The 17,670-nt window shown below is 67.8% G+C and carries 16 protein-coding genes; 9 read left to right on the top strand and 7 right to left on the bottom strand.

Annotated elements, in window-relative coordinates:
- Positions 1–26: 26 nt before the first annotated feature.
- Positions 27–410, bottom strand: a complete 384-nt coding sequence (gene trxA / locus ACLD0U_RS01030; RefSeq protein WP_206550546.1) for a thioredoxin — start codon at positions 408–410, stop codon at positions 27–29.
- A 330-nt stretch (positions 411–740) separates the two neighbouring features.
- On the opposite strand from trxA, the gene ACLD0U_RS01025 reads away from it, so the two are divergent.
- From ACLD0U_RS01025 to ACLD0U_RS00985, 9 genes are all read left to right on the top strand, one after another.
- Entirely contained in the window at positions 741–1,526 is a 786-nt protein-coding gene (locus ACLD0U_RS01025) for an ABC transporter ATP-binding protein (protein WP_179409142.1), read from the top strand.
- The gene (locus tag ACLD0U_RS01020; protein ID WP_206550550.1) at positions 1,523–2,359 is read left to right on the top strand and encodes an ABC transporter ATP-binding protein; all 837 of its coding nucleotides are present in this window, start codon (positions 1,523–1,525) and stop codon (positions 2,357–2,359) included. Before ACLD0U_RS01025 ends, ACLD0U_RS01020 begins: the two co-directional genes overlap by 4 nt.
- On the top strand, positions 2,356–4,281 hold the full coding sequence (locus ACLD0U_RS01015) for an AMP-dependent synthetase/ligase (protein ID WP_410339565.1): 1,926 nt from the start codon (positions 2,356–2,358) through the stop codon (positions 4,279–4,281). Before ACLD0U_RS01020 ends, ACLD0U_RS01015 begins: the two co-directional genes overlap by 4 nt.
- The gene (locus ACLD0U_RS01010) at positions 4,278–5,216 is read left to right on the top strand and encodes a branched-chain amino acid ABC transporter permease (protein ID WP_410339564.1); all 939 of its coding nucleotides are present in this window, start codon (positions 4,278–4,280) and stop codon (positions 5,214–5,216) included. Before ACLD0U_RS01015 ends, ACLD0U_RS01010 begins: the two co-directional genes overlap by 4 nt.
- A complete protein-coding gene (locus ACLD0U_RS01005; RefSeq protein WP_410339563.1) occupies positions 5,213–6,436 on the top strand; it encodes a branched-chain amino acid ABC transporter permease in 1,224 nt (407 codons plus the stop codon). Before ACLD0U_RS01010 ends, ACLD0U_RS01005 begins: the two co-directional genes overlap by 4 nt.
- Positions 6,437–6,482: 46 nt before the next feature.
- On the top strand, positions 6,483–7,823 hold the full coding sequence (locus ACLD0U_RS01000; RefSeq protein ID WP_206550554.1) for an ABC transporter substrate-binding protein: 1,341 nt from the start codon (positions 6,483–6,485) through the stop codon (positions 7,821–7,823).
- Between the two features lie 105 nt (positions 7,824–7,928).
- A complete protein-coding gene (locus tag ACLD0U_RS00995; protein ID WP_274368304.1) occupies positions 7,929–8,393 on the top strand; it encodes a VOC family protein in 465 nt (154 codons plus the stop codon).
- Between the two features lie 10 nt (positions 8,394–8,403).
- Positions 8,404–10,026: an amidohydrolase gene (locus ACLD0U_RS00990; protein ID WP_410339562.1), complete on the top strand. Its 1,623-nt coding sequence runs from the start codon at positions 8,404–8,406 to the stop codon at positions 10,024–10,026.
- 61 nt (positions 10,027–10,087) lie between these two features.
- The gene (locus ACLD0U_RS00985) at positions 10,088–10,828 is read left to right on the top strand and encodes a potassium channel family protein (RefSeq protein ID WP_206821050.1); all 741 of its coding nucleotides are present in this window, start codon (positions 10,088–10,090) and stop codon (positions 10,826–10,828) included.
- 24 nt (positions 10,829–10,852) lie between these two features.
- Here the strand turns inward: ACLD0U_RS00985 and ACLD0U_RS00980 are convergent, their stop codons facing one another.
- The 6 genes from ACLD0U_RS00980 to ACLD0U_RS00955 all read right to left on the bottom strand — a co-directional run bounded on the left by ACLD0U_RS00980 (position 10,853) and on the right by ACLD0U_RS00955 (position 17,539).
- A complete protein-coding gene (locus tag ACLD0U_RS00980) occupies positions 10,853–11,869 on the bottom strand; it encodes a LacI family DNA-binding transcriptional regulator (protein ID WP_410339561.1) in 1,017 nt (338 codons plus the stop codon).
- Positions 11,870–11,948: 79 nt separating this feature from the next.
- Positions 11,949–12,806: an endonuclease/exonuclease/phosphatase family protein gene (locus ACLD0U_RS00975; RefSeq protein WP_410339560.1), complete on the bottom strand. Its 858-nt coding sequence runs from the start codon at positions 12,804–12,806 to the stop codon at positions 11,949–11,951.
- Positions 12,803–13,696 (bottom strand): hypothetical protein, encoded by an 894-nt coding sequence (locus ACLD0U_RS00970; RefSeq protein ID WP_410339559.1) that lies wholly within the window; start codon positions 13,694–13,696, stop codon positions 12,803–12,805. The genes ACLD0U_RS00975 and ACLD0U_RS00970 overlap by 4 nt, the downstream gene beginning before the upstream one ends.
- The gene (locus ACLD0U_RS00965; protein WP_410339558.1) at positions 13,693–15,465 is read right to left on the bottom strand and encodes an ABC transporter permease; all 1,773 of its coding nucleotides are present in this window, start codon (positions 15,463–15,465) and stop codon (positions 13,693–13,695) included. Before ACLD0U_RS00965 ends, ACLD0U_RS00970 begins: the two co-directional genes overlap by 4 nt.
- Positions 15,462–16,454: an ABC transporter ATP-binding protein gene (locus ACLD0U_RS00960; RefSeq protein WP_206821054.1), complete on the bottom strand. Its 993-nt coding sequence runs from the start codon at positions 16,452–16,454 to the stop codon at positions 15,462–15,464. Before ACLD0U_RS00960 ends, ACLD0U_RS00965 begins: the two co-directional genes overlap by 4 nt.
- Positions 16,455–16,480: 26 nt before the next feature.
- Positions 16,481–17,539: an extracellular solute-binding protein gene (locus tag ACLD0U_RS00955; protein ID WP_410339557.1), complete on the bottom strand. Its 1,059-nt coding sequence runs from the start codon at positions 17,537–17,539 to the stop codon at positions 16,481–16,483.
- Between the last annotated feature and the right edge of the window lie 131 nt (positions 17,540–17,670).

Genomic DNA, 17,670 nt, shown 5'->3' with positions numbered 1-17,670 from the left:
GCTCAGGTGTGTCGGATGCCCGTGACTCAGCCGTTCGCGGTCTGCTGCTCGGCCTGTTGGCGCGCGACCTCGGCGCGCACCTCGTCCATGTCGAGCCCGCGCACGGCGGTGACGACCTGGTCGAGCTGCGCCTCGTTGAGGGCGCCGGGCTGCGAGAAGACCAGGATGCCGCCGCGGAACACCATCAGCGTCGGGATGGAGCGGATCTGGAATCCCGCGGCGAGCTCTTGCTCGGCCTCGGTGTCGATCTTTCCGAACACGATGTCGGGATTGGCATCCGATGCCTTCTCGAACACCGGGGCGAAGGCGCGGCAGGGTCCGCACCATGCCGCCCAGAAGTCGAGCAGGACGATGTCGTTGTCGTCGATGGTGCTGCGCAGGTCGGCAGCGGTGATGGTCCGGGTGGTCATCGTCGGCTCAGCTCAGTGGCCGGCGCAGCGCTGCTCCGCGGGGACGCCCGCCAGGGCCTCCTCCACGTGCTGGCCGCAGCCGTCCCAGGTCGCCTTGCCGCAGATTCCACAGGTCACTCGTGCACACATAGTTCAATCCTTTCAGGGGTGGCTTGAGAATGAGTATACCCCCGGGGGTATCAGAGGTGTCAAATCGTTGCCGCACAACCCCTCACCTCGCCTGAGACCGAGTCTCAACTTCTGTGAGTCTCGCATTCATAACGAAAGGGCCACACGCCGCGGCCCGCTGCTAGGTTGACGCCATCACAGCGCCGCAGCGAAGGGGACGCTATGACACTTGGGGTACACAACATCGAGGTTGTCTACGAAGACGTGATGCTCGTGGTCAAGGGCGCGAGCCTGCACGTGCCCGCGGACGGCATCGTCGCCCTGCTCGGCGCGAACGGCGCCGGCAAGACGACGCTGTTGCGGGCCATGACGGGACTGCTCGATGTGCACCGCGGCCGGATCTCGCGCGGACACGTGTCGATCGACGGCGCCGAAATCGACACCCGCCGCGCCCCCGACGTCGTGCGCGCCGGGGTGAGCCAGGTGATGGAGGGGCGCCGAGTCTTCGGCGAGTTCACCGTCGAAGAGAACCTGCGCATCGGCGCCTACACGCGCAGCCGCTCCGGCGTCGCCGGCAAACTCGACCGCATCTACACGATGTTCCCGATCCTGCGCGACCGCCGCGGACAGCGCGCGGGCTACCTGTCGGGCGGTGAGCAGCAGATGCTCGCGATCGGTCGGGCGCTGATGGCCGAGCCGCGCTACATTCTGCTCGACGAGCCGAGCCTGGGACTTGCCCCGCAGATCGTCGAGCAGATCCGCGACCTGATCGTCACGATCCGCGACGACGGCACCGGCGTGCTGCTGGTCGAGCAGAACGCCGCGATGGCCCTGTCGATCGCCGACCACGGGTACGTGATGGAGAACGGCAAGATCGTGATGGATGCCCCCGCCCAGGCGTTGCGCGACGACGACGACATCCGCGAGTTCTACCTCGGCACCGGCGCCACGTCGGGCAGCCTGCGAGACGTCAAACACTACAAGCGACGGAAGCGGTGGCTGTCATGACCGCTCTGCTCGACGTTCGCGACCTGACCCTGCGCTTCGGCGGCGCGACCACGCTCGACGGCGTCTCATTCGATGTCGCCGAGGGCGAGCTGTTCGCCGTGATCGGCCCCAACGGCGCCGGCAAGACCTCGACGTTCAACTGCATCTCGGGGGTGTACCGCCCGCAGGCCGGGTCGATCCTGCTCGACGGCGAGCCCCTGCTGGGCAGCGCCCCCGACGAGGTCGCGCGCCGCGGCGTCGCCCGGAGTTTTCAGAACGTCGAGCTGTTCGACAACCTGACCGTGCTCGACAACCTGCTGCTCGGGCGCCACATCAGCGCCGGCTACTCGTGGCCCGAGGCGATGGTCTGGTTCGGACGCGCCCGCAGACAAGAGCTCATCTCACGCCGACGCATCGAAGACCTGATCGAGTTCCTCGACCTGGCCGGCGTGCGTAACATGCCGGTGGGCATCCTGCCCTACGGCATCCGCAAACGGGTCGAGCTCGGACGCGCTCTGGCGATGGAGCCGCGCCTGCTGCTGCTCGACGAACCCGTCGCCGGGATGAACACCGAAGAGACCGAGGACATGGCCCGGTTCATCCTCGACATCCGCAGCGAACTGGGCACCTCGATGATCATGGTCGAACACGACATGCGCCTGGTGATGGACCTCGCCGACCGGGTGATGGTCATCGACTTCGGCAAGCGCATCGCCCTGGGCACGCCGGACGAGGTGCAACGCGACCCCGCGGTCATCGCCGCCTACCTGGGCGGCGCCACCGCCGAGATGGCCGAGCAGGTTCACGACGAGCTCGACGGACCCGCAGCATCCGATCGGGAGGACGCACGATGACCGATCCCGCGCCCCTCACCGTCGACGGAGGCCCCGACGTCTCGTCCGAGACGTCGTACCTGCCGCGCCTGCTCCGCGCAGCGGCCGCAGCGATGCCCGACCGCACGGCGCTGCGGGTCAAGCAGACCGGCGTCTGGCGCGACATCACCTGGGCCGACTACCAACGGCATGTCGAACGTTTGGCGTACGGCTTCGCCGCGCTCGGTGTCGGCGCCGGCGACCGGGTGGCCATTCAGTCCGAGAACCGACCGGAATGGCTCTTCTCCGACGTCGCGGCCGCGTCGCTGCGGGCCGCGATCGTCGGCCTGTACCCGACGAACCCCCTCGCCGAGGTCACCTACCTGCTTCAGGACAGCGGTGCACGCGTGCTCGTCGCCGAGGACCAGGAACAGGTCGACAAGGCGCTCGGCGCCGTCGACGACTGTCCGGGTCTGGAGTGGATCGTCTACCTCGACGGCCGAGGGCTGGCCGGCTACGAGCATCCGAAGCTCCTCTCGGTCGACGAGGTGATCGCCCGCGGCGAGCGCCACCGCGCCGGGCATCCGCTGCTCCTGGACGAGATCGACGCGACGCGCTCCCCCGACGACCTGGCCACGCTCATCTACACATCCGGTACCACGGGCCCTCCCAAGGGCGCGATGCTGACGGCACGCAACGTGTCATTCGCCTCGACGATCCTCGCTCTGCCCGGCGGCCTGCTCGGCGCGAGCATCGGCCCCGACGACGCCCTGCTGTCGTACCTTCCGCTCTCGCACGTCGTCGAACGCGGAATCTCGACCTGGGCGAATCTGCGCACGCACACCGTCGTGCACTTCGCCGAGTCGATCGACACCGTCTCGGCGGACTTGGCCGAGGTGCAGCCGACGGTGCTGTTCGGTGTGCCCCGCATCTGGGAGAAGATCCAGGCGGGTGTGGCGATCAAGATGACCGGCGCGACGCGCCTCAAGCGCGGTGTCTACGCGATCGGCAGGCGGTGGAGCGAGGTGATCGCGGCCGACCGGATCGCGCACGGGGGCACCTTCACGCCCCGGGCGCGGATGCTGTACGCGCTCGGCTACTGGCCGCTCTACCGCCCGCTGCGCAAACGGCTGGGACTGCTGCACGTGCGCCACGCCATCTCGGGCGCCGCACCGATCGCCCCCGATGTGCTGTCGTTCTTCCTGGGCCTGGGCATCCCGCTGTACGAGGCCTACGGCATGACCGAGAACTCCGCGATCGCGACATCGAACTTCGCCGGGCGCATGATCGTCGGAACCGTCGGCGAGCCGCATCCGCACACCGAACTTCGACTCGATGAGACGACCGGCGAGGTGCTCACGCGGCATCCGGGCACCTTCGCCGGGTACTGGGGGCGCCCCGAGGCGACCGCCGAGACCGTCGATGCGGACGGCTGGCTGCACACCGGCGACGTCGGCGAATGGGTCGAGGGCACGCACGTGCGGATCGTCGACCGGATCAAGGACATCATCGTCACCGCCGGCGGCAAGAACATCTCGCCCAGCGAGGTCGAGAACTCGTTCAAGGCGTCGCCGTACGTCAAGGAGGCCGTGGTGATCGGTGACCGCCGCCCCTACCTGACCGCCCTGATCGGCATCGAGTACGACACCGTCGCCGACTGGGCCGCCCGGCGCAAGATCGAGTTCACCACCTACCGCGACCTCTCCAGCAAGCCCGAGGTGGTCGAGTTGATCGCCGGGATCATCCGCGAGGCGAACGAACGGTTCGCGCGCGTGGAGTCGGTGCGCAAGTTCCGGATGCTGACGAAAGAGCTCGATCATGAGGACGGCGAGCTCACCGCGACGCAGAAGCTCAAACGCGTCGCCTTCGCGGCGACCGTGCCGCACCTGATCGACGACATGTACGCCGACATGTACGCCGACTCGACGGCGTACCCGGGCGCCGACCTGGGGAGGAACGGATGAACACCCTGCTGTCATCATTGGCGACCGGGCTCGGCCAGGGCGCGGTGTACGCGCTGATCGCCGTGAGCTTCGTGATCATCTACCGCGCGACGGGCGTGCTCAACTTCGCACAGCCGGCGCTGCTGATCCTGGGCACCTTCGTCACCAGCGTCGCGGCCACCCAGATGGGGTTGCCGTTCGCGGTGTCGGCACTGCTGGCCATGATCGTGGTCGGCCTGCTGTCGGTGGGCATCGAGCGCGTCGCGATCCGGCCGATGATCGGACGCCCGCCGTTCTCGGCCGCGCTGGTGACCGTCGGGCTCTTCATCGCGCTGCTGGTGGTCGCGTTCCGCCTGTTCGACTCGAAGCCGCGCACGGTCGGCGACCCCTGGCAACTGGCATCCGTCTGCCTCGGCGGCGAGACGACAGAGTCGTTCGGCGTCACCGGCTGCTCGGGCGGCGTGCAGATCTACGAGAACGCGATCGCCCGGTTCGTCATCTCGCTGGTCGTGATCGGCCTGCTGGGCTGGTGGCTGACCCGCTCGAAGATCGGCCTGGCGATGCGGGCGACGTCTCTGGATCAGGAGACGGCGCTGGCCCAGGGCGTCTCGGTGGGCCGAATGTTCTCGATCTCATGGGCGATCGGGGGGTCGCTGGCGGCACTGGCGGGCGCGCTGCTCGGAGCCAACGGCTCGGTGGTGCAGGCCACCGATGCGCTGTTCGCCCTCGTCGCGCTGCCGGCGATCATCATCGGCGGGCTCGACTCGCTCAAGGGCGCCGTGCTGGGCGGCCTGATCGTGGGTATCGCGATGGCGCTGACCAAGACGTACCAACCGCAGTTCGCCCCCTGGCTGGGCACGAACTTCGACAACGTCGTGCCGTACCTGCTGATGATCGTCGTGCTGCTGGTACGCCCCTACGGCATCTACGGCACCAGGGAGGTGCAGCGGGTATGAACCAGTCATCGCGCGGCCAGTCACAGCTCAGCACCGTGTCGCACAGACTCACCGGCTCGGCGCAGGAGTACGACTTCGCCGGCGGCAGCGGTCGCGTCTCGCGCGCCGTGCGGCGCGGGCGCCCGTCGCTGTACACCAGTTACACGGCCGATCAGGCGCTGCTGAACACCCCGGTCAAACGCTTCTGGTTCGTCGTGCTGCTGGTGATCGCGGTCGCCGCGCCGTTCCTGATCGCCGCCGACCTCACCTACCTGCTGACCATGGCCGTCGTGTACGCCATCGGCGGCATCGGCCTGAACCTGCTCACCGGCTACGCCGGGCAGGTCTCGCTCGGTCACGCGTTCTTTCTGGGGCTCGGCGCGTACACCGCAGCGGTACTGGGCGGCGCCCCGGGCAACACCACGTGGGGGCTGGGGCTCGACCTGGCGATCGTGCTGCCGGCGGCCGCGGTGATCCCCGGCGTGATCGGCCTGATCGTGGCGCCACTGGCAACACGCGTGCGCGGGCTGTACCTGGCCGTGCTCACCCTGGGACTGCTGATCCTCGGCGAGCACCTGTTCAAGATCATGACGCCGATCACCGGTGGGCAGGGCGTCGGCCGCGGCGTGGCGCAGCGCACGCTGTTCGGCGCCGACCTGTCGGCCACCTACGCGATCGGTCCCGTGATCGTCACGCCCGCGGCATCCCTCTATCTGCTCTGCCTGGTCTTGCTGGTGGCTCTGGGCTTCGCGGCACGCAACCTGATGCGCGGCCGGTACGGGCGCGCCTTCGCGGCCGTGCGCGATCGCGACATCGCCGCCGAGGTGATGGGAGTGAACCTGCTGCGCACCAAGACGCTCGCCTTCGCCCTGTCGTCGGCGTACGCGGGTGTTGCCGGTGCCCTGTTCTCGATGCTGATCGGACGCATCGCCCCCGAGCAGTGGAACCTGTTCCTGTCGATCGATTTCCTCGCCGTGATCGTCATCGGCGGCATCGCGACCATCTCGGGCACGCTGATCGGCGCCTGCTTCGTCGTACTCGTGCCGCGGCTGCTCGAAGAGCTCACCACCGTCATCCCGTGGATCACCGTCTCGAGCGGCGGCGTGCTGAACGTCTTCCAGCTGCAGACGATCGTGTTCGGTGTGCTGATCATCCTGTTCATCACCCTCGAACCCCGCGGCCTGTTCGGGCTGTGGGTGCGCGTACGCAACTACTTCAAGGCCTGGCCATTCTCGTACTGACCCGGCACCCACAACTGAACACCACACACAATCGAAGGAGCACAGCATGACCATGCGTCGAAGAGGCCGCGCGGCAGTGGCCCTCACCGCGGCAGGGCTTCTCGTCCTGACCGCCTGCACCCAGGTGTCGCCGGACGGCGACACCTCTGACGGCGGCGACACCGCAGACGGCGAGATCACCGTCGGCGCCGGCGTCACGGCCGAACCGTGTCCGGATGCGGTCAACGCCGACAACGGATGCATCTATCTCGGCGTCCTGTCGGATCTCACCGAGGGTCCGTTCGCCGCCCTCGCCGTACCGATCACCGACGCTCAGCGGGCGTTCTGGCAGAAGGTCAACGAGGACGGTGGCATCTCGGGGTACGACATCGATATCGACACTTACACGCGCGACACGAAGTACCAGGCGGCCGAGCACGCGGCCCAGTACCAGCAGATCGCCGGCAACATCGCCGGTATCGCGCAGTCGCTCGGTACGGTCAACACCGAGTCGGTACTGCCCGACATGATCGAGCGCAGTCTGGTGACGGTGCCGACGTCGTGGTGGTCGGGCTACGCGTTCGATGACAACGACGGCGGTCTGCTTCTGGAGACCGGCTACTCGTACTGCACCGAGGCACTGGTGGGCCTGGACTGGTTCAGCGAGAACCACGACGCGCCCGCGACCGTGCAGGCCGTCGGCTACCCCGGCGACTACGGCGGCGACTCGGCTGAGGGCGTCAAGCGCTGGGCCGAGGTGAACGGCGCGACCGCGCTCGAGGCGATCGGCACCGGCCCGAACCAGGTGGTCGGAAACCAGGATGCCGTCGTGTCGGCCGTGCTGGCCGGTTCACCCGACGTCGTCGTGCTCGCCATCGGACCGGCCGAGACGGCCGAGATCGTCGGCAAGCTTGCCGCGGGCGGATTCTCGGGGCGCTTCCTCGGGGCACTGCCCACGTGGAACCCGGCGCTGCTGGACTCGGCGGCGGCCCCCGCGCTGATCGGACTGTTCAACCACATGTCGCCCTACGAGAACTGGGACGGCACGAGCGCTGCGATGGACGAGATCCGCGAGTCGCTCGGTGGCGAGCTGCCCACCAACGGCGGGTACATCATCGGCTGGGGAATCGGGTATCCGCTGAAGGCGGCGCTCGAGGCCGCGGCTGAGGCCGGCGACCTGACGCCCGAGGGCATCGCGGCCGTCGTCGAGGGCCTGACCGTGGACTTCTCGGGCCTGCTGCCCGAGCACACCTACGGCGGTGACCCGCAGGCCAACGCCAACCAGGCCGTGAACATCGGCACGCCCGATCCCGAGGTCGATCTCGGCATCCGCACGGTCGACAGCTTCTACACCGGCACGTCGTTCGACCAGACCGACTACTCGGCCGCCTGCGTCGCGACCGGCTGAGCGCGTCGCACCGAGGGGAGGCGGATGACCGGCATCCGCCTCCCCTTTCCTGTGTCTTCGCGGTATCCGGCCCCGGGGTGCTGCGCACCCCGCAGAATGTTGCTCATGACCGACAACGCCAACGCTCCCACGCAGCTGCGCCTGATCATCGAGACCGACGACTTCGATACCGCCCTGCGGTTCTACCGCGATGTGCTGGGGATGCCCGAGCAGCTCGCGTTCGCGACCGAGGGCGACGATCGCGTCGCGATCCTGCACGCCGGCATCGCCACGATCGAGCTCGCCACCTCGGCACACGCGCGCAACATCGATGCCGTCGAGGGTGCGCCGCACTCCCCCGGCACCCTGCGTCTCGCTCTCGAAGTGGCCGACACCGAACAAGCGGTGGCGGATGCTCGCGACGGTGGCGCCGAGGTGATCGCCGAGCCCGTGCGCACGCCGTTCCAGAGTCTCAACGCGCGCGTGCAGGGTCCTGCCGGCTGGCAGGTGACGTTCTTCCAAGAGCTGGAGACGCTGCAGCAGCGGTCGGAGCGAGAGGGCTTCGTCACCGACGACGAGCGGCCGCGATAGGTTGTCGCTCATGACAGACTCTTCTCCCGATCGACGCAGCTCAGGACCGGATCTGATCGTGACCGGTCGCATCCGCACGATGGATGCCGACCGCCCAGAAGCCGAGGCCATCGCGGTGACCGGCGGCAGGATCACGGCGATCGGGACGACCGACACCATCCGCGCGCTCGCCGCCGCCGACACCGAGGTGCTGACCGTCACCGACGGCGTCGTCTACCCCGGGTTCGTCGAACCGCACATGCACTACTGGGCGTCGGCGATGCAGCTCGACTGGGTCGACTGCAGCACGCGCGACGGCGCCACGTTCGACGACGTGCTGGCTCGTCTGCGTGAGGCGCAGCCGGCGCAGGGCGACTGGGTGCTCGGCCGGTTGTATGATCCCGCGCTCGTCGACGGCGAGCGCGAGCTCACGCGCGACGTGCTCGACGAGGTCAGCACCGACCGCCCGATCATGGTGATGAACGCGTCGCTGCACTTCGCGTACGTGAACTCGGCGGCACTGGCCGCGGCGGGCATCTCTGAAGACGTCGAGGATCCCGAGGGCGGCACGTTCGGCCGCGACGACAGCGGGCGCCTGAACGGCAGCCTGGGCGAGATCCCCGCCATGATGGCGATGATGCGGGTCGTGCCCCCGCTGAGCCAGGAGCAGCTGCTCGACAACATCGTGCGCATCAATCAGCATGCGGCCGAACGCGGCTACACGCGCACGCACGACGCCGGCACGGGCCTGGCCATCGGCCCGCAAGAGGTCGACCTGCTGCTGCAGCTCGCGCCTCGCTTGGCGGGGCGTGTCACCTTCGCGGTGCACGACTACGCCATGGACGCCGCGATCGCCAACGGCCTGACGCCGTTCACCGGTAACAACATGTGCCGCGCGATCGCCTGGAAGATCATCAGCGACGGATCGAACCAGGGGCGCAGCGGTTTCCAGCGCGAGAACTACCAGGGACGCGACTTCCGCGGCGCACCGAACTACGACCACGCGGCGCTGGTCGACCGCATCCGCACCGCGCACGCGCACGGCTGGCAGGTGATGGTGCACGCCAATGGCGACGCCGCGATCGACGAGACGATCGACGCCTACGAGCAAGCGCTGGACGGGCGCAGCGGCATGGACCATCGCGATCGCATCGAGCACTGCTCGTTCGCGCACGCCGAGCACCTCGACCGGATGGCGGCGCTCGGGCTCAGCCCGAGCTTTCTGATCGGCCACCTGTACTACTGGGGTGATGCGTTCGAGGAGCGCATCGTCGGCGCCGAGAAGGCACAGCTGCTCGATCCGGTCGCGGGCGCGCGACGCCGGGGGCTGCGCGTGAGCACCCACAGCGACTACACGGTGACCGACTTCGAGCCGCTGCGCGAGGTGCAGACGCAGGTCACCCGCATCCGCCGTGGCAGCGGGCTGCCGCTCAACGCGGCCGAAGCCGTCGACGTGCACACAGCGCTGAAGGCGAAGACGGTCGACGCGGCCTGGCAGGTGCACGCCGACGACACGACCGGCACCATCGAGGTCGGCAAGTTCGCCGACCTGGTGGTGCTCGACACCGACCCCGCCGCGGTCGACCCGAGCACCATCGCCGACATCACCGTGCAGCGCACGATCGTCGGCGGGCGCACCGTCTATCAGGCGTAGGAAGAGAGGGGCGGGCCCGGTGGGACTTCCGCCGGGGCACCGTTGGCTTTAGTGTGTGGCGATGGACACGCGCGCCGATGACCGCCCGCTCTCCGAGCAATCCGACGCGGACTCCTCCCTCGCACGGGTCGTCCGGTGGGAGGACCTCACGGCGTGGCCGCTGTTCGCCGCTGCGGTGGTGATGCTCGGCGCCTCGACCTGGGTCGTGGCGGTGCAGGACTCGTCGGTGCTGGCGCGTGCGGCCGCCGCACTGGTCGCGGTCCTGCTGTGGCTGGGCTTCATCGCCGACTACCTGGTGCGGCTCGCGATCGCGGGCGCTGCCCGACGGGAGTTCGTACGTTCCCGTGTCTTCGAGCTGGTGACGCTCGTACTGCCGTTCATCCGCCCCCTGCTGATCGTCGTCTACGTGTGGCGACTGCCGGTGTTCCGCTACGGCAGCCCCGCCAAGCAGCGCATCCGCTACATGGTCACGCTCACACTGTTCACCCTGATGTTCGTCTACCTCGCCTCGTGGGCCGTGTGGCTGGTCGAACGCAACGCCGCCGGCGCGACCATCCTGAGCTTCGACGATGCTCTCTTCTGGGGGTTCACCACCATCACCACCGTCGGATACGGCAACCTCGTGCCGATCACCGCACTCGGCCGCATCATCGCCGTCGGGCTGATGCTCGGTGGCCTCGTCGTGATCGGCGTGACGAGCGCGACGGTCGTCTCGGCACTCACCGATCGCATCCGCCAGGCCGCATCGCACGAGCCACCCGCGCGGCCCACGCGGCGGGATCGCAGCGACCGCTCCGAGTAGTGCACCCCCGTAGGGATGAACTTCTCAAACGTGACCGACGTTCCTCAGCGTTCGCCCTCTGATCATCGAGCCGCGGAACTGCCGTCGTGTCGGCTCGTGCCGCCCGCCGATGCGCGCCATGATCTCTTCGGCCGCCGCGCGCCCCATGGCCTCGACCGGTTGCATCCACGTCGTCACGCCAATCACCGGGCGAGCAAGATCACCAAGACCGTCGTATCCGGTGAGCGAGATGTCCTCCGGCACATCGAGACCCCAGGAGTGCAACAGCTCCCAGGTGCGCACCATGATCGGATCGCTGGGGCAGACCACGACCGTGGCGTCACTCGCGACTGTTCGGAGTGCCCGGGGGTCCGGTCCATCGCCGTCGGCTTCCGCAGGGATGATCAGGGGGTCGATACCGTGCGACCGGACAGCCCTGATGAACGCATCCGATCGCGCCCCGAGGGTCGCCGAGCGCGATCGGGGGAAATCGATCACTCCGATCTGTTGGTGCCCCTCAGCCACCACGAGATCGATCAGGGCCTCGACGCCGGACCCGTCATCGGAGATCGCGCTCAGCCGTGGGGGAACCGCGTCAGGCCCGACCACCACGACCGGCACGTCGGAGAGATCGGCGAAGTCGTCGAGACCGACCCGCCCCGATGCGATGATCACGCCCTCCGGCCTCAGGCTCATCACGGCGTCGAGCGGCCGATCGTCGCGCGGGTCGGCCATCGTGACAGCGAGACGGAAGCCCCGCGTGGAGAGAGTCTCCTGCACCGTGCGGATCAGTTCGCCGTAGTACGACAGCTGCACGGCACGGACGAGGATGGCGACGGTGTCGCTGCGCCCCGATTTGAGCGACTGCGCACGCAGGTCTTTGACATACCCCAGCCGACGAGCCGTCTCGAGCACATGCTCTTTCGTGCGTTCGGAAACGCCGGGCTGCCCGAGCAGAGCTCTGCTCGCGGTCGATTTCGACACACCGGCGACGGCCGCCACGTCGATGATCGAGGCGTGGCCGCTGTCACTATGCGCCGACGCGCTCAGTCGTTGATCCACACGTGCCCCCTCTCGATCGTCGTGCACCAGAACGTAGTGTCCCACTTCGTGCCGCCACCGGCAGACGAATCCACTCGTGTCAGTCGATCCGGTACTCGACGACGATCCCGAGGTGGTCGCTGGGGAAGCTCTCCCCCGGATCGACATCTCCCACGATCCAGGCGTGCCCGACGTCGATCGCGCCACGCGAGAACTGGTAGTCGAGGGTGTAGTCAAGATCACCGCCGGCACCCGGCATGGTGCCGTCGCGAAGATCGCGGTACACGCCGCGGCCGTCACCGATGAGATCGTTGCGCTCGACGATCGTCGCTCCCGACCCCAGCCGCGGTGCGGCGCGCCAGGCATCATTCAAGCCCCACGAAACGATCTCACCGTACTCGGTGCCATCGGGCACGAAATTGAGATCGCCGGTCAGCACCTCCGCGTCGACGGCGTCCTGTTCCCGCAGACGGCGGATCTCGGCGAGCTGCGCCAGACGCATGGAGACGCTCTCGCGGATGGAATCCGAGGCGATCGCAGCGGCGTCCGCGCCACGCGCGACCGCGCGGTAGCCAGACTCGACGCCCATGCGCCCCGCCTGATGGGTGTGTCGCAGGTGTGTTGTGCCGACCCTCAGGAGCGTGCTTCCGACCTGCCAGTCAGCAGTCAGATAGGTGCAGCGAGCCCCCGCATCGATCGTGTGCGAGGCCGCACGCACCGGAGGCTCCGCGGCAAGGATGGCGTTGATCGTGGGGGCGGTGGGGTGGGTGCGTTCTCCCTCGGCGACGAGATGCATGCCCGTCGCCGAGGCGAGTGCGCGGGCATGCGCAGCTGTGGTCTCCTGCACGAGGAAGACATCGGGGCGGATCGCCTCGACCCGTGGCACCAGCAGAGGCAGTCGGGCATCGACGTCGCGGTAGAGGACGTTCCAGGTCAGGATGCGAAGGTTCTCGTTCACGGAAGGCTGCTTTCGTCGGAATCGGTTTCGGGACGGTATGAGGTCAGGCGCACGTAGCTGCGATCGTCAGCGGACCAGGCGCCGGGGAGCAATGGCTTGGCCATTGCGGCGAGTGCGCCGAGCGCTGCGGGGTCGGTGTCGAGCGCGTGCCGCAGATGGTCTTCCGCCTTGCGAAGACTGCGATCGGGCGCGAGATAGCCGTCGCTGGCGAGCACCACCTCGTCGTTCTCCCCCACGTCGAACACCTCGATGAACCGGCTCGGTACACGCGTCCCGTCGAACACGCCGTAGCCGAGTGGAGAGCGCGCATTCCCCAGCGCCGGCTGCACTTCGAGAAGCGGAAACGCAGCGCGCAACCCAGGGTCGGTCTGGATGATCTCGGCGACGGAGGCACCGCCCGCGATGAGGGCGAGGTTGTAGGCGGCGCGGAAAGCGGCGAGCGCATCGTCGATGCCCTTCTGCGCGGGGAATGCGTGCCGCCCTACCCGCACATGCACGTCGCCGATGCGCCACACCTGGTGGCGTCGCACCGAGTAGATCGCGGCGACCGCGCCCGCCGGTCCGGCGTGTGCCGCCGTGATGCGCCCGACCGCCGCAGTGAGCAGATCCACGCACTCACGCGCGTCGAGGTCGCCCGGCAACGCGGTGAGCGCCGTGCCGATGGCGCGAGCGAACTCGCGTCCACTCGCGGGCCTGCCGGCGCCCCGCAGCGGGCTGGACATCCCATCGATCACGGCGACGTAGTCGTCCGAGACGGCCACGATGTCCTCCGAACGACGCGCCGGTCCTTTGGCGCGGACGAACAGCTCCGAGAGGTTGCTCGGCCATCCACCGGCGATGATCAGGGAGTCGACGTCATACCCGTCGGCGGCGGGGAACACCGGCGTCATCGTGCAGCTCCCATTGCGCCGACCACGCGGCGGGACTGCCAGGCGGCCATCCGGTCGGCGAAGAGCACCACGCCCAGCGCGATGACCGTGTTCAGCACGACGTACGCGGTGGCGACACCCACCAGTTCTGGATCAGGCGTCGCCGCCAGCGCGCCCATCGCTACGCCGAGCGGACGGTTGTTGACGTTGTAGAGCATCACCGACACGGTGTACTCGTCGAATGTCGCGTTGAAAGAGAGCGCGGCGACCTGCACCAACACGGGTACCAGCATCGGCAGAGTGATCAGAGCGAAGCGGCGCGGCGAACGTGCGCCGAGCGCCCGCGCTGCCTCGTCGAGCGCGGGATCCACTCCGGCGAGGGCGGCGCGAACGAATCGGACCACGGTCGGCAGAAGGATGACCACGTAGGCCAGCGGCAGGATCCAGAACGATCCGACAAGCACGTGTCCGCCGGTCAGAACGTGCGGCGCACCGAAGACGATCAAGAATCCCAGGGCGATGAGGACTCCTGGCAAGAAGTAGGGCAGGAAGAAGGTCATCTGCAGCGCATCGGTGGCTGCGCCGCGGTGTCGATCGACGAAGTGCGACAGTGCCGTGCCGATAGTCAGGGCGACGGGGATCGCAATGACGCACAGCAGCAAGGAGTTGACCAGCGGCGCAACAGCGCCGCTGTCTCCGAAGACCGTTGCGAAGTTGTCGAGCGTGAGTCCACCCCACAGCTGCCCGTTGCGGATCGCCTCCACGGGCGAGAACGCCATAAGCACGGTGACGAGAACCGGCAGCATGTTAACCAGGGCGAGGGCGTACGCCACTGCGTACAAGGTCGCTCGGCCGATGGGATTGCCCACGCGGATCGGCTGGAACGGACGTGTGCTCTTCGCCGCCGAGAAGAGGCTCGCGCGACGTTCTGCGCGGAGCGCCCAAGCCAGTAGGCCGACCGTCGCCAGTGCCAGCAGTACGCCCAGAAGCGCTGCCATGTCGGGGCGTCCGAGCGAGGTGAGGGTGCGGATGAGCGGACCCACCATGGTGAAGCTCCCCCCACCGAGGATGTTGGGGGCGGCGAACGACCCGAGCGATCCGATCAGCACCATGAGCAGCGAGGCCACGATCATGGGCCGCAGCACGGGCAGCACGACACGGACAAAGGCGGGGACCGGACTCATCCCCAGCGAGCGAGCGGCCTCGACCATGGAGAAGTCGATACGACGGATCGCGGGGCGCAGGAAGAGGAAGTGGTATCCGGTCATCGTGAAGGTGTGTACGAGGATGACGGCGGGAATGCCCGAGAACCAATCGTCGGGTAATCCGGGGAGGAGTCGCTGCAGGCCGATGGTGATGGGGCCGCCGGCTCCGTACACCATCACGTATCCCGTGACGGCGGCTACGGATCCGAACACGAGGGGAATCGCGTAGGCCACGGTGAGGAACCCCTTGCCGCGGATGCAGAACGCCTCCAAGATGAACGCCTGCGTGATCCCGACCGCGCTGACTGTCACCAACGAGACTGCGGTCACGATGAGCGTGTCGCGGATGGCTGCGAGCACACGCGCTGATGAGAACAGTTCGACCGCGGTCGCGAGCGGGTCTCCTGACGAGGGAAAGATGACTTCTCGCAGCACACCGATGTTGGGAACGTACAGGAATGTCACGACGAACCACGCGCAGCTGAGGAACATACCCCACGCGATCAGACGCCAGGCGGCGGAGCCCACGAAACGCACCATCGCACGTCCGCCGCGGATGCTACCGCGTCCAACGACCGCGCTCACGAGGCGATCCTGATGAGATCCGCCTCGTCGAAGCCGACGTACACCTCATCGCCGACGGCGTGATCGTCGTCCTGTCGGGACGGGAGCACCGCGACGACTTCATGCCCGTCGACGTCGATGACGTACTGGGTCGCGGATCCGAGGAAGGTGAGCAGACGCACTTGGCCACGGGTGACGGTGCGCGGTGTCGGCACGACGGACAGTCTCATGTTCTCGGGGCGGACGAAGACGGCCGTCGCCCCATGCGGCTCGATCAGAGCGCGCAGTGCGCCGCCGAGCTCATTCACCTCTCCGACGAACCGGCACACATACTCGGTCGTCGGCCGCTGGTAGACCTCCCGGGGCGGTGCGATCTGGTCGAATGCGCCGTCTCGCATGACGGCGACGCGGTCGGACAGGGACAACGCTTCTTCCTGGTCATGGGTGACGTACAGCGTCGTGATGCCGAGCTCGCGATGCAGACGCTGGATCTCGGCCCTGAGCCGCACCCGGAGAGTCGCATCAAGGTTCGACAGCGGTTCGTCCATCAGCAGAACGGACGGGCGCGTGACCAGTACGCGGGCGATCGCTACTCGCTGCTGCTGACCGCCGGAGAGCTGCGCGGGCATCGCCCGTGCGTGCGCGGTCAGCCCCGTGGCCGTGAGCGCTTGGTCGATGCGTTCGCGACGCTCACGACCACGGATGCCTCTCACCCCCAGCCCGAACGCGACGTTGTCCTCCACCGAGAGATGCGGGAACAGGGCGTAGCTCTGGAACACGAATCCGACACCGCGCGCCTCCGGATCGAACCGCGTCACGTCACGACCGCCGATCTCGATCGCTCCGGCACGCGTCGACACGAATCCAGCGATCGCGCGCAACAGCGTGGACTTGCCACACCCGGATGGGCCGAGGAGCGTGACGAACTCTCCGGCATCGACCGTGAGGTCGATCCCCTGCAGTACGTCCCTGCCCGCGTAGGCGACAGCGAGGTCGCGGATCGTGATCATGATGGCTCCTGTTCGTACGGTTCGGATCAGCCGAGGATCTCGAGCTGGACCTTCTGCATCCACTCGGTCAGGTGCGGGGTGACGACGGACCAGTCGATGTCCTGCTTGGTGAGCGAGTCCAGAGCGGCAGCGGCTTCGGGAAGCCGCGCGACGGCGTCGGAGTTGAGCGGGGTGTCGTTGTGGGTTGCCTCGACGTAGGCGACCTGGAAGTCCGCCGAGCCGAACCAGTCGAGGAACCGCTGTGCTTGTTCTGCACGATCCGTTCCGTTGACGATCGCAACGCCGGTAGAGACGAACGGTGTTCCTCCGTCGGTGTCGACGACGGCGATGTCCAGGTCGTTGTCGTCAGCGCCGATCTGCACACCGCCGAGCCAGTTGACGACCACAGGCAGTTCGCCGGAAGCGACCCAATCCCAGTCGAACTGCTGACCATCCGAGAGCTGCTTCGCGTTCTGCAGGATTGCAGCCAGCGCGTCCCAACCTTCGGGCGAGACCTCACCCGTCTCGGGGTCGGCATAGCGCCAGAGGATGCCGACGATGGCGGCCTGACCCGTCTGACCTGTCGTTGCGGGAAAGACGAACTTCTCGGCGTACTCTGGCGCGGCAAGGTCCAGCCATGCGTCGGGCGCCTCAGCGTTGCCGAGGTGAGCAGTGTCGTAGCCGATGACGATCGGCGTCTGCGTGAACAGCGAGAAGCCGGCATCGTCGTCGCGGAACTGCTCAGGGATCAGTTCTGCCCATGCGGGCGTGTAGTGGTCGAACATGTCCTGCGCGTCCAGCCGGTTCAGCAAGGATTCGCCGAGTCCGACGACCACGTCGGCCTGCGCGTTGTTCTTCTCGGCTTCCAGACGGGTCGCCAGATCGCCTCCACCGCCGCCGACGATCGTCAGTTCGATGCCGAGGTCTTCCTTGGCCTGCTCTGTCACGAAGTCGATTCGGGCGTCGTCCATGGGGGCATAGACGACGAGCGATCCGCCGTCTTCCCCGCCGGCGGGCAGCGCCGAGGGGGACGCCGCGGAACAGCCGGCGAGGGTGAATGCCGCCGCTGCTGCAGCGGCGATCAGGGTGGTGCGTCGTGCATGCATAGAAGTGCTCCTTCAGATCAAGGGATCACGCGTTCGGGAACGTTCCCGAGGCGGGAACGTTCCCGAACGTACGACCCCAACACGTCGCGCACGTAGCTCGAAGATGAACAGAAAAGGAACGCGACGGCGGG

Source organism: Microbacterium sp. 2216-1 (assembly GCF_046507855.1).
GTDB lineage: Bacteria > Actinomycetota > Actinomycetes > Actinomycetales > Microbacteriaceae > Microbacterium > Microbacterium esteraromaticum_C.
The sequence above is the reverse complement of the archived record's forward strand: the minus strand, read 5'-3'. Positions and strand labels throughout refer to the sequence as shown.

Excerpts from the sequence above, each read along its gene's own strand:
- trxA (WP_206550546.1), bottom strand. The coding sequence starts at position 410 with ATGACCACCCGGACCATCACCGCTGCCGACCTGCGCAGCACCATCGAC.
- ACLD0U_RS01025 (WP_179409142.1), top strand. The coding sequence starts at position 741 with ATGACACTTGGGGTACACAACATCGAGGTTGTCTACGAAGACGTGATG.
- ACLD0U_RS01020 (WP_206550550.1), top strand. The coding sequence starts at position 1,523 with ATGACCGCTCTGCTCGACGTTCGCGACCTGACCCTGCGCTTCGGCGGC.
- ACLD0U_RS01015 (WP_410339565.1), top strand. The coding sequence starts at position 2,356 with ATGACCGATCCCGCGCCCCTCACCGTCGACGGAGGCCCCGACGTCTCG.
- ACLD0U_RS01010 (WP_410339564.1), top strand. The coding sequence starts at position 4,278 with ATGAACACCCTGCTGTCATCATTGGCGACCGGGCTCGGCCAGGGCGCG.
- ACLD0U_RS01005 (WP_410339563.1), top strand. The coding sequence starts at position 5,213 with ATGAACCAGTCATCGCGCGGCCAGTCACAGCTCAGCACCGTGTCGCAC.
- ACLD0U_RS01000 (WP_206550554.1), top strand. The coding sequence starts at position 6,483 with ATGACCATGCGTCGAAGAGGCCGCGCGGCAGTGGCCCTCACCGCGGCA.
- ACLD0U_RS00995 (WP_274368304.1), top strand. The coding sequence starts at position 7,929 with ATGACCGACAACGCCAACGCTCCCACGCAGCTGCGCCTGATCATCGAG.
- ACLD0U_RS00990 (WP_410339562.1), top strand. The coding sequence starts at position 8,404 with ATGACAGACTCTTCTCCCGATCGACGCAGCTCAGGACCGGATCTGATC.
- ACLD0U_RS00985 (WP_206821050.1), top strand. The coding sequence starts at position 10,088 with ATGGACACGCGCGCCGATGACCGCCCGCTCTCCGAGCAATCCGACGCG.
- ACLD0U_RS00970 (WP_410339559.1), bottom strand. The coding sequence starts at position 13,696 with ATGACGCCGGTGTTCCCCGCCGCCGACGGGTATGACGTCGACTCCCTG.
- ACLD0U_RS00960 (WP_206821054.1), bottom strand. The coding sequence starts at position 16,454 with ATGATCACGATCCGCGACCTCGCTGTCGCCTACGCGGGCAGGGACGTA.
- ACLD0U_RS00955 (WP_410339557.1), bottom strand. The coding sequence starts at position 17,539 with ATGCATGCACGACGCACCACCCTGATCGCCGCTGCAGCAGCGGCGGCA.